10 protein-coding genes are annotated in these 10,605 nt (G+C 63.5%); 8 read left to right on the top strand and 2 right to left on the bottom strand.

Going from position 1 to position 10,605, the window contains the following annotated elements:
- Positions 1–75 precede the first annotated feature (75 nt).
- The 3 genes from metH (at position 76) to HQL56_04670 (ending at position 4,435) form a co-directional block, all read left to right on the top strand.
- The gene (gene metH, locus HQL56_04660; GenBank protein MBF0308803.1) at positions 76–3,753 is read left to right on the top strand and encodes a methionine synthase; all 3,678 of its coding nucleotides are present in this window, start codon (positions 76–78) and stop codon (positions 3,751–3,753) included.
- Between the two features lie 65 nt (positions 3,754–3,818).
- Entirely contained in the window at positions 3,819–4,082 is a 264-nt protein-coding gene (locus tag HQL56_04665) for a type II toxin-antitoxin system Phd/YefM family antitoxin (GenBank protein ID MBF0308804.1), read from the top strand.
- Positions 4,083–4,087: 5 nt separating this feature from the next.
- Complete coding sequence (locus tag HQL56_04670) at positions 4,088–4,435, top strand: type II toxin-antitoxin system RelE/ParE family toxin (GenBank protein ID MBF0308805.1); 348 nt, start codon at positions 4,088–4,090, stop codon at positions 4,433–4,435.
- 27 nt (positions 4,436–4,462) lie between these two features.
- Here HQL56_04670 and HQL56_04675 read toward each other — a convergent pair whose 3' ends face one another.
- Positions 4,463–4,768: a hypothetical protein gene (locus HQL56_04675; protein MBF0308806.1), complete on the bottom strand. Its 306-nt coding sequence runs from the start codon at positions 4,766–4,768 to the stop codon at positions 4,463–4,465.
- Between the two features lie 12 nt (positions 4,769–4,780).
- Entirely contained in the window at positions 4,781–5,074 is a 294-nt protein-coding gene (gene yhbY / locus HQL56_04680; GenBank protein MBF0308807.1) for a ribosome assembly RNA-binding protein YhbY, read from the bottom strand.
- 99 nt (positions 5,075–5,173) lie between these two features.
- On the opposite strand from yhbY, the gene HQL56_04685 reads away from it, so the two are divergent.
- From HQL56_04685 to HQL56_04705, 5 genes are all read left to right on the top strand, one after another.
- Positions 5,174–5,413, top strand: coding sequence for a hypothetical protein (locus HQL56_04685; protein ID MBF0308808.1), 240 nt, complete (start codon positions 5,174–5,176; stop codon positions 5,411–5,413).
- A gap of 2 nt (positions 5,414–5,415) precedes the next feature.
- The gene (locus HQL56_04690; GenBank protein ID MBF0308809.1) at positions 5,416–6,915 is read left to right on the top strand and encodes a 50S ribosome-binding GTPase; all 1,500 of its coding nucleotides are present in this window, start codon (positions 5,416–5,418) and stop codon (positions 6,913–6,915) included.
- On the top strand, positions 6,912–8,276 hold the full coding sequence (locus HQL56_04695; GenBank protein MBF0308810.1) for a GTP-binding protein: 1,365 nt from the start codon (positions 6,912–6,914) through the stop codon (positions 8,274–8,276). Before HQL56_04690 ends, HQL56_04695 begins: the two co-directional genes overlap by 4 nt.
- Positions 8,277–8,518: 242 nt before the next feature.
- On the top strand, positions 8,519–10,108 hold the full coding sequence (locus HQL56_04700) for a tetratricopeptide repeat protein (protein MBF0308811.1): 1,590 nt from the start codon (positions 8,519–8,521) through the stop codon (positions 10,106–10,108).
- A 1-nt stretch (position 10,109) separates the two neighbouring features.
- Entirely contained in the window at positions 10,110–10,499 is a 390-nt protein-coding gene (locus HQL56_04705; protein ID MBF0308812.1) for an RNA-binding S4 domain-containing protein, read from the top strand.
- Positions 10,500–10,605 lie beyond the last annotated feature (106 nt).

A 10,605-nucleotide genomic window follows, 5' to 3' on the forward strand; every position in this document is an offset into this window, starting at 1 on the left:
TACCCGGGGCCACTTTAACCTGCCCGGCCTCAAAGAACCAGATCACTTGATCAATCCAGCCTTCAGGATACCCTCATGACCACCCGCGACCAACGCCTGGCCCGTCTCGACGCCCTGCTTTCGCAACGCATCCTGCTCCTGGACGGGGCCATGGGCACCATGTTGCAAGGCTTCGAGCCGACTGAAGCCGATTTTCGTGGCCGACTCTTCGCCAACCACCCTTCCGAGCTGAAGGGCAACAACGACCTGCTGAGCCTGACCCGGCCCGACATGGTGGCCAGCGTGCATCGGCAGTATCTGGAGGCCGGTTGCGACATCCTGGAGACCAACACCTTCAACGCCAATGCCGTCTCCCTGGCCGATTACGGTCTTTCCGGGATCGTCTTCGAGCTGAATCGCGGCGCGGCCCGCCTGGCCCGCGAAGTGGCCGACGCCGCCGAAGCGGAGAATCCCCACCATCTCCGTTATGTGGCCGGGGTTCTCGGGCCCACCAATCGCACCGCCTCCCTGTCGCCGGATGTCAACAATCCGGGTCTGCGCAACGTCTCCTTCCAGGAGTTGGCCGAAACCTATCGCCTGGCGGCGGAAGGCCTGCTGGAGGGGGGCGCCGATCTCCTGATGGTGGAGACCATCTTCGATCCCCTCAACGCCAAGGCGGCCCTCTTCGCCATTCTGGAGCTGCTGGAAGAGCGGGGTCTGGCCATTCCCATCCTGATTTCCGGCACCATCACCGATCAGAGCGGACGCACCCTCACCGGGCAGACGGTCACCGCCTTCCGCAACGCCCTGATGCACGCCAAACCCCTCTCCATCGGCCTCAACTGCGCCCTGGGCGCCGATCAGATGCGGCCCTTCCTGGAGGAGCTGTCGCGGGATACGGAGACGCGCATCTCCGCCCATCCCAACGCGGGTCTGCCCAACCAGTTCGGCGGCTACGACGAGACCCCCGCCATGATGGCCGCCAAGATCCGCTCCTTTGCCGACGCCGGGCTGCTCAACATCGTCGGCGGTTGTTGCGGCACCACTCCCGACCACATCCGCGCCATGGCCCGAGCCGTGTCCGGTCTGGCCCCACGGGTGGTGCCTCCCGCCGCCGACCTCTGCCGTCTCGGCGGCCTCGAACCCCTGGCCATCGGAGCCGACTCCCTCTTCGTCAACATCGGCGAGCGCACCAACGTGGCCGGTTCCCGCAAATTCGCCCGCCTCATCCGGGACGAGCAGTTCGACGAGGCGCTGCAAATCGCCCGTGATCAGGTGGAAAACGGCGCTCAGGCCATCGACATCAACATGGACGACGCCATGCTGGATGCCAAACAGGCCATGGTGCGCTTTCTCAATCTGGTGGCCACCGAACCCGACATCAGCCGGGTGCCGGTGATGGTGGACTCCTCCTCCTGGGAGGTGCTGGAGGCGGGTTTGGCCTGTCTCCAGGGCAAGGGCATCGTCAACTCCATCAGCCTCAAGGAGGGGGAGGAGCCCTTTCTGCGCCAGGCGCGACTGGCCAATCGCCTGGGAGCGGCCATGGTGGTCATGGCCTTCGACGAAAACGGTCAGGCCGACACCCTGGAACGGCGCATCGCCATCTGCCGTCGCGCCTACGATCGGCTCACCGGCATCGGCATTCCCCCGACGGACATCGTCTTCGACCCCAACGTCTTCGCCGTGGGCACCGGCATCGAACAGCACAACAACTACGCCATCGATTTTATCGAGGCGGTGCGCTGGATCAAGACCAACCTGCCCGGCGCGCGCACCAGCGGCGGCATCAGCAACGTCTCCTTCTCCTTCCGGGGCCACGAACCGGTGCGGGAGGCCATGCACGCCGTCTTCCTCTACCACGCCGTCAAGGCGGGTCTCGACATGGGCATCGTCAACGCCTCCCAACTGGCGGTCTACGAGGAGATCGAGCCCGAGATGCTGCAACGGGTGGAGGATTTGCTCTTCAACCGCCGTCCCGATGCCACCGACCGTCTGCTGGAGCTGGCCCACGCCCGACAGGGTCAGGGGGGCGAAAGCGCCGCCCGCGCCGAGGAGAGCTGGCGTCAGGCCCCGGTGGGGGAGCGGCTGCGCCACGCCCTGATCAAGGGCATCGACAGCCATGTCGAAGCCGACGTGGAGGAGGCCCGGCAGCAGGTCAGCCACCCCCTGGAGGTGGTGGAGGGCCCCCTCATGGAGGGCATGAACGCCGTGGGCGAGCTGTTCGGTGCCGGCAAGATGTTTCTGCCCCAGGTGGTCAAGAGCGCCCGGGTGATGAAAAAGGCCGTGGCGGTGCTGGAGCCCTACATCAAGGCCCTGCAGAGCGAGGGCCACGAGGGCCGGGGACGCATTCTCCTGGCCACGGTCAAGGGCGATGTACACGACATCGGCAAGAACATCGTCAAGGTGGTGCTGCAGTGCAACAACTTCGACGTCACCGATCTGGGGGTCATGGTGGCCACGGAGACCATTCTGGAAAAGGCCCGTGAAATCCGCGCCGACATGATCGGTCTCTCCGGGCTGATCACCCCCTCTCTGGAGCATATGGTGCGGGTGGCCGAGGAGATGGAGCGTCAGGGCTTCACCATTCCCCTGCTCATCGGCGGGGCCACCACCTCCGCCGTTCACACCGCCGCCCGCATCGCGCCCAAGTACAGCCAGGCGGTGGTGCATGTGAAGGATGCCTCCCTGAGCGTCAACGTGGCCAGCTCCCTGCTGCACCCCGAAAAGAGCATGACCTTCATCCGGGAGCTGACCGCTTCCCAGGAGCGGTTGCGCCAGTCCCATCTGCGCAGTCAGGAGCGCCGCTCCCTGCTCACGCTCAAAGAGGCCCGGCTGCGGACGCTGCGCTTCGACTGGAACGACTATCGTCCGCCCCGTCCCGCCAAGCCCGGTCTGCACATCTTCTCCGACCAGCCGCTGGAGGAGCTGGTCCCCTTCATCGACTGGACCCCCTTCTTCCACGTCTGGGAGCTTTCCGGGCGTTTCCCCGAGATTCTGGACCATCCCCGTCACGGCGCCGAGGCCGGCAAGGTCTATCGGGATGCCCGTCTGCTGCTGGATCGACTGGTGGCGGAGCGCCGTCTGCAGGCCAAGGGGGTCTGTGGTCTCTTTCCCGCCGCCAGTCAGGAGGAGGATATCCTGCTCTTCCCCGACGAGTCGCGGGAGAACCCCATGGCCGTGCTGCACACCCTGCGTCGTCAGCAGGAGCCGGGTCCGTTCCGTGCGCTGGCCGATTTCGTGGCCACGCGGGAGTCCGACGACTACGACTATTGTGGACTGTTCGCCGTTACGGCGGGTTTGGGACTGGAAGAGGAGGTGGCCCGTCTGGAAGCCGCCCACGACGACTATCAGGCCATCTTGATGAAGGCCCTGGCGGATCGTCTGGCGGAGGCTTTCGCCGAGTATCTGCACCAGCGGGTGCGGCGGGAGTTCTGGGGATATGTGCGGGATGAGTCGCTCTCCCCGACGGAGTTGATCGCCGAGGCCTATCAGGGGATTCGTCCCGCGCCGGGTTATCCCGCCTGTCCCGATCACAGCGAGAAGGAGACCCTGTTCAAGGTGTTGGACGCCGGTCGTTACACCGGCATGCGGCTTACGGAGAGCGGGGCCATGCTGCCCCAGGCCTCGGTGTGCGGCTACTATTTCAGCCATCCTCAGGCCCGCTATTTCCATGTCGGACCGCTGGGCGAGGATCAGTTGAGCGACTATGCCCGCCGCAAGGGCATGAGTCTCGACGCGGTGAAAAAGCTGCTGTCGGCCAATCTGGGGGTGTAATCGTTCTTCGGGAACGGTTAACCTGAGTTCGGTGGATGAACAATAGGCGAAGGGGGGATCAAACCATGAAACTATCCGGGCAAATCAAACCCGTCCGTTATCTGAAAACCCACGCTCCGGAAGTTATTCGCGGTTTGGCCGATGGTAACGATCCGGTGATCATTACCTGTCATGGCGAGGCCAAGGCGGTCTTGCAGGATATCGGCGCCTACGAACAAACCCAGGAGACTCTGGCCCTGCTCAAACTCCTGGCCATGGGAAATCGGGAGATCGAGCAGGGAGAGGTGGTCCCCGCCATGGAGGTTGTGCGGCATCTGCGCCAAGCCTGACGCCCATGCGCTTCGAGGTGCTGATGACACATGGGGCCAGGCGCGATCTGGAGGAACTTCACGACTACATCGCCCGCCACGACAGCGCGGAAAAGGCGGCCCATGTACTCGATGCCGTCTTGGGGATCGTTGAAACCCTGGCCGAATTTCCGAAACGCGGTGCGCATCCCAGGGAGCTTCATGCCTTGGGTATCGAGGAGTTCCGTGAGATCGGCTTCAAGCCCTACCGGGTGATCTATCGGATTCAGGGGCAGCGCGTTTACATTCTTCTGGTTGCCGATGGTCGGCGGGATTTTCAAAACCTTCTCAAAAGTCGGTTCCTCAGGGCATGGGACAGACACGTGATGTCTTGAAATCGCGCCGAATGTATTCTGATCCCCTCATCCCCACCAGATCACCTTGGGATCGGGGCGGGGCTCGAAATCGATGGCCGCGCGCCCGTCCCCGCGTTGTTTGCGCAGCTCCTCCTGCCGCTCCAGCAGGGCCTGCCGCACCAGATACTCCCCGATCTCGATACACCAGTCCAACTGCTTCGGTCGCAACGGCTCTCCCGCCTCCTGCACCAGGGTGCGCCCCGCCAGATCGAGGCGCAGCCGCACCCCGCCCTTCAGTTCCAGTCGTATGGCTACCGGAACCGCCTCTTCCCACTCCACGTCGTGGGAGACCAGTCCTCGCATTTGGGCCATCTCCGCTCCTTTCTACGGCAGCACGATGACCCGCTTTTCCGGCTCCGCCGCCGCCCTGTAGAGGATCAGGACATGACCGATCATGCCGGCCACGTCGCTGCCGGTGGACTCGGCGATCTGCTGGCTCAACGCCTCCTTCTCCTCCTTGAAGCCGCCGAAGCGCACCTTGATCAACTCGTGATCCCGCAGGCCCCGGTCCACCTCTCCCAGAACCCCTGGCGTCACGCCGTCCTTGCCGATGGTCACCACCGGATTGAGTCCGTGGGCCAAGCCCCGCAGATATTTGCGCTGCGTTCCCGTCAACATGCCATTCTCCCCAAAGGATCGTATCGCAAGGAGACCCTTGCGGCAGCCGCCGAAAAGCGGCCATGATAGCGCGTTTGGCCCATACAGGAAGCGATTTTCATGGAAAAGAGTTCCGAAACGACCCCGACCGCCCCGCGCCGACGCAAACCATTGCGCCATTCCAAAGGGCCGTGCGTGGCCTGCAAGGCCGTGGATCTGCCCTTCTTCTGGCTTTGCCGCCACTGCGCCTTCACCATGTGCCAGGCCTGCATGCAGGAGAACCTCTGGGGCATGACCTGCAACCATGTCATCTGGATCTGTCCCGACTGCGGGGCGGAAAACGACTTCGGCAACCGCTGATCATGGGCCTGAACCGGCATCTGCTGCTGCTCTTCGCCTTGCTGGCGGGAACCGTCTGGTTCGCCGTTCAGATCGTTCAGGGCGCCGAAGCCCTCGTTGACCTCTGGCTGCGGCTGCAACTCCTGCCCTCCTGGCTGCGCATCACCCTGATCAGCGTCGCTGCCGCTCTGTTCGGTCTGCTGCTCGCGGGCGGTTTCCTCTTCTACCGCCGTTTGAACAAACCGGTGGTTCCGGCCCGAAAAGCACCTCCGCTCACGGAAGAGGCTCTGACGGCCCGCCTCGAAACCATCGGGCAACAGAACATCGACACCCGCGCCGCACGGGAAGAGTTGGCGGAACTGATGCGCCGCCGCGCCACGGGGGAGATTCATATCGCACTTCTCGGCGCGGTCAACAGCGGCAAAAGCACCCTGGTGAAGGCGCTGGTGCCGGAAGCCCGGGTGGAGATCAGCCCGGTGGGGGGCACCACCCGCGCCATCACCCGCCACGTCTGGACCACGCCGGCGGGGGACCGTCTGCTGATCGCCGATCTGCCGGGTCTCGACGACCCCGCTTCGGAGGAGCTTTCCCGGTTGGCTCGGGAAGAGGCGCAACGCGCCCATCTGGTCATCTCCCTCTGCACCGGCGATTTGACCCGCAGCGAATACCGGGAGCTGGACTATCTGTCCACCTTGAACAAACCGGTCGTGGTGGCCATGAACAAGGCGGACCATTACAGCGAGGGGGAGACCGCCAGCCTGCTGGCGCAGCTCGAAAAGCGGCTCGATGCCCTGTCGGGCCGGGAGAAGATGAGTCTGGTGGCCATTCGCAGCGGCGGTAGCCGGGAGGTCTTCCGCCTCTTGCCCAACGGCGAAGAGCAGCGTGAAATCCGCCTGCTGCCTCCCGCCGTGACGCCGCTGGCCCGGGCCATGCTGGCGGCTTTGGATCGCCACGGCGAAGTGCTGGAGAGCCTGCGGGACAGCGCCATCTTCGCCCTGTCCGCTCAAAAACTGGACCAGGCCTTGCGGGAGGCACGGCGGCAGCGGGCCGATGCGGCGATCGACAGCCATGCCCGTCGCGCCGTGGTCGGCGCGTTGGCCGCCGTCTCACCGGGCATGGATCTGCTGTTTCAGGGGATTCTCGGCCTGAGCCTGGTGAAGGAGTTGTCCGCCATTTACGAGGTTTCCGTCTCCACCCGTGAGGTGGAACAACTGCTCAAGAAGACCGATCTGCGGCTGCACCGCTCGTTGCCCCTCTTTCTGGCCATTGTGGGCAATCTGCTCAAAGCCTTTCCCGGCCTGGGCACCGTGGGCGGGGGGCTGCTGCACGCCGTGGCCTACGGCATGCTCTTCGACAGCCTGGGTCACGCCGTGGCCCGCTCCCTGGAAGAACAGGGCGTTCTGCTCTCCGAACCGGCCATCCGCCTCTTCGAGGAGAACCTGAGCCTCGATCTGGAGGAGCGGGGCAAGCGGTTCGCCCGTCTGGCCCTGGACAGCCTGGGCCAAAAAGGGAGCAAGGCGTGATCATGGACCTCTCACAACGGCTGCGTCAGTTGCTGGGTCGCAGGAAGACCGGGTTTTCCGACCTCCCCGCCGATGGCAGTCACCATCTGAATCTGGCCAAACAGAGCCTGCGGGATCTTCTCGACGACCCCCATATCCCCCATCTGGTGCGTCAGGCGCTGCAACACGATTACCAGGAGCTGCAAACCCTGCTGGGCAAACTCGATGCCGGGCATATCCACATCGCCGTCTGCGGACGGGTGGGGGTGGGCAAGTCGGCTCTGCTCAACGCTTTGTTGGGCCAGGAGTGTTTTTCCGTCAGTCCGTTGCACGGCGAAACCAAAAAACCCGGCGAGGCCCCGTGGGCGGTGGCCAATCTGGGGGAGGGGCTCTTCCTCATCGATACCCCTGGTCTCGACGAGGTGGACGGCGAAGCCCGTGAGACCATGACCCGCCGTGTGGTACACGGCAGCGACCTGACCCTTTTCGTCACCGAGGGGGATCTGACCCACAGTGAGTTTCAGGCCTTCCGGGAGTTGATCTCCCAGGTTCACAAGCCCCTGATCCTCATTCTCAACAAGGCGGACCGCTTTACCCTGGAGGAGCGGGAGTTGCTGCTGGCCACCCTGCGGCAACGCACTGCGGGTTTGCTGCCGGCGGATCGCCTTCTGGCCTGCGCCGCCAAACCCCGCTCCCGAATCCACCTTGAAACCCTGCCCGACGGCTCCGAACGGGAGATCAGCCGACCCAGTCCGCCGGAGGTGGAAAATCTGCGTCAACTGTTGACCACCATTCTGCTCGCCGAGGGCAAGACCCTGGCGGCCGTCAACGCCGGTCTGGCTGCCGGGCGCTTCTCCGACCAGCTTTCGGTGGAGCTGACCAGTCTGTTCCACGACGCCGCCGAACGGGTCATCCGCGCCTACTGCATCGGCAAGGGGGTGGCCGTGGCCATCAATCCGCTGCCTCTGGTGGATATCCTGGCCATGGCCGCCGACGGGGCCATGGTGATGAATCTGGCCCAGGTCTACCACATGCGCATCGACGCCCACGAGGCGGGCCATCTGCTGCGCACCATCGCCGGGCAGATGCTCTTCCTGATGGGTACCGTTTACGGCACCCACCTGCTCTCTTCCGCCTTCAAGAGCGTCAGCGCCGGGCTTTCCACCTTCCTGACCGCCGGCGCCCAGGGCGCGGTGGCCTACTACGGCACCTACGCCATCGGACGCGCTGCGGAACGCTACTTCGCCCAGGGCAAATCCTGGGGTCCCGGCGGTCCCAAACAGGCGGTGCGGGAGATTCTCGACAGCCTGGACCGCCAGTCGATCCTCTCCCAGGCACGGGACGACATCCTGGCGCGGCTGCGGCCCGGGAACAAATCATGAATCTTTTGACTTTCAATATGTTATCTTTTAAGTATCAAAAAAAGAAAATGTTCTATCCTTTGACTTTTTATTATTTATAAATAAGCAAAATAAATAATTTTATTAAATCACGACATGACCGCATAAAAGGCGAAAAGAAAAATCCCAGGGCGCTGCCCTGGACCCGTCTGGGGGGATAATCCCCCCCGAACCCCCGTATATCTGAACAGATGCCCCAAGAATCTTCCGAAAGGATTTTGCAATTGTCTCCGGAGATGCGTCAGTCCTTTCCCACCGGCCCTTTTCTGTTGATTGCCCTGGCGCTGCTGACCGTCTATCACGCCGTGCCTTCCTTCCCCTACAGCGGCATGGACGATACCGCCTTCATTCCCGGCAATCCCCAGGTGCGCAACGGTCTCTCCTGGGACGGCCTGCTTTGGGCGCTGCGCGGGGGGGAACCCTTCGGCCTGTGGACCCCTCTCGTCTGGCTCTCCTTCATGGCGGAAGTTTCGGTTTTCGGACTCTCCCCCTTCATCCACCATCTCGACAACCTGCTGTTGCATCTGGCCAATGTCTTCCTTTTCGCCCGGCTGCTGCATCGGTTGGGACAGTCTTCCCGGGTGGTGCTGACGGCTGCCGCCCTTTTTGCCCTCCACCCCATTCATGTGGAGTCGGTGGTTTGGATCGCCGAACGCAAGGATCTGTTGTTTCTCTTCTTTTCCCTGCTGACCCTGCTGGCCCATTGTCGGGGAGAGCGACTGACGACGCTGTTATTCTTCTTTCTGGCCACGACCGCCAAACCCATGGCCATCACCCTGCCGATCCTGCTGTTGTTGCTCGACTACGGACTCCTGGGTCGGGCCGCGTCGGGTTTTTGGCCTCTGCTGCGGCAAAAGGCCCTCCTTTTTCTCCTGGCGCTGCTCGTCGCCGTGGCTACCTTCCTGCTGCATGAAGCTCAGGGCAACCTGGCGGATACCCGGATTCTGCCTTTGTGGGCTCGTTTCGACAACGCCCTGGTCTCTTACCTCGCTTATCCCCTCAAACTGCTCTGGCCCTATCCCCTGGCCCCGAACTATCCCCATCCCGGCACGGAGCTGCCCCTGTGGAAGCCGCTGCTCGCCGCTCCGCTACTGCTCGGCCTGACCGTGCCGGTCTGGAAAAACCGTGAGCGTTGGCCCTTTCTGTTCACCGGCTGGTTCTGGTATCTCATCGCCTTGTTACCTGCCAGCGGCTTGGTGCAATTCGCCGATCAGGCCATGGCCGACCACTTCCTCTATCTGCCCGCCCTGGGGCTTTATCTGGCGGCTGCCGGTGGTGTGGACCGTCTCCTGCGGGAGAAACCCCGACTGACCCAAGCGGTAACGGGGGTGATTCTGGCTCTGTTGTTGTTGTTGTCCGTTCTGGCGCATCGCCAGAGTCTGTTGTGGAGCAGCGACGAGGTGTTGTTCCGCCATACCGCTGCCGTTACCGCACCCAATGCCCGAGCCCTGACCATGCTCGGACTCTCTCTGGGCAATCAGGAGCGCTGGCAGGAGGCGTTGCCGCTGCTCGAAGAGGCGGTTCGCCTCAAGCCGCGCATGGAGCAGGCCCGTCGTCTGCTGGGGCGCACGCTTCTGGCGCTGCAGCACCCGGAAGAGGCCCTGCCCCATCTGGAAAGCGCCGTGGCGCTTGGTCCTCAATCCGCCGTCAACCATTTGATGCTGGCTCGCGCTTTCCGGCAACTGCATCGGGACGATGCCGCCCGAAACCATCTGCGTCGGGCCAGGGAGTTGAAGCCGAACCTGATTCCGCCTGTGGAGTTGGCTCCTCTGCTGGAGGAGGCTCCGCTTATGCTGCGTCGAGGCGCTCCCTGACATGGCGCTTGGCACCCGTCTGGACAAATGGCTTTGGGCCGCCCGTTTTTTCAAGACCCGCACCCTGGCTCAGGAGGCTGTTTCCGGTGGTCGGGTGCAACGCAACGGCGGGTCCACCTCGCCGGGGCAGGAGCTCAAGCCCGGCGATCGTTTGTTCATTCGCCGCGAGCCTTTCACCTTCGAAATCGTTGTTCTGGCTTTATCGGAACAGCGTGGTCCGGCGAGTGTGGCGGCCACCTTGTATCAGGAGACGGCGGAGAGTGTGGAGAACCGGCATAAGCAGGCTGACGAGGCGCGGTTGCAGGCCAGGGTGGCTGTTCGGTTCCATGAGAAGGGCCGTCCCACGAAGCGCGACCGTCGGGAGAGGGATCGGGTTTTCGAAGAGTCTTGAGGGATGTAGGGAGAGGGGGAAGGAGAGGGAGAAGGAGTAAAGAGAGGGAGAATCATACGGGGGTCCGGGGGGGATTATCCCCCCCGGCGGGGTTCGGGGCGGAGCC

The sequence above is a fragment of the Magnetococcales bacterium genome, assembly GCA_015231925.1.
Lineage (GTDB): Bacteria > Pseudomonadota > Magnetococcia > Magnetococcales > JADGAQ01 > JADGAQ01.

Excerpts from the sequence above, each read along its gene's own strand:
- HQL56_04690 (MBF0308809.1), top strand. The coding sequence starts at position 5,416 with ATGGGCCTGAACCGGCATCTGCTGCTGCTCTTCGCCTTGCTGGCGGGA.
- HQL56_04675 (MBF0308806.1), bottom strand. The coding sequence starts at position 4,768 with ATGGCCCAAATGCGAGGACTGGTCTCCCACGACGTGGAGTGGGAAGAG.
- metH (MBF0308803.1), top strand. The coding sequence starts at position 76 with ATGACCACCCGCGACCAACGCCTGGCCCGTCTCGACGCCCTGCTTTCG.
- yhbY (MBF0308807.1), bottom strand. The coding sequence starts at position 5,074 with ATGTTGACGGGAACGCAGCGCAAATATCTGCGGGGCTTGGCCCACGGA.
- HQL56_04670 (MBF0308805.1), top strand. The coding sequence starts at position 4,088 with ATGCGCTTCGAGGTGCTGATGACACATGGGGCCAGGCGCGATCTGGAG.
- HQL56_04665 (MBF0308804.1), top strand. The coding sequence starts at position 3,819 with ATGAAACTATCCGGGCAAATCAAACCCGTCCGTTATCTGAAAACCCAC.
- HQL56_04685 (MBF0308808.1), top strand. The coding sequence starts at position 5,174 with ATGGAAAAGAGTTCCGAAACGACCCCGACCGCCCCGCGCCGACGCAAA.
- HQL56_04705 (MBF0308812.1), top strand. The coding sequence starts at position 10,110 with ATGGCGCTTGGCACCCGTCTGGACAAATGGCTTTGGGCCGCCCGTTTT.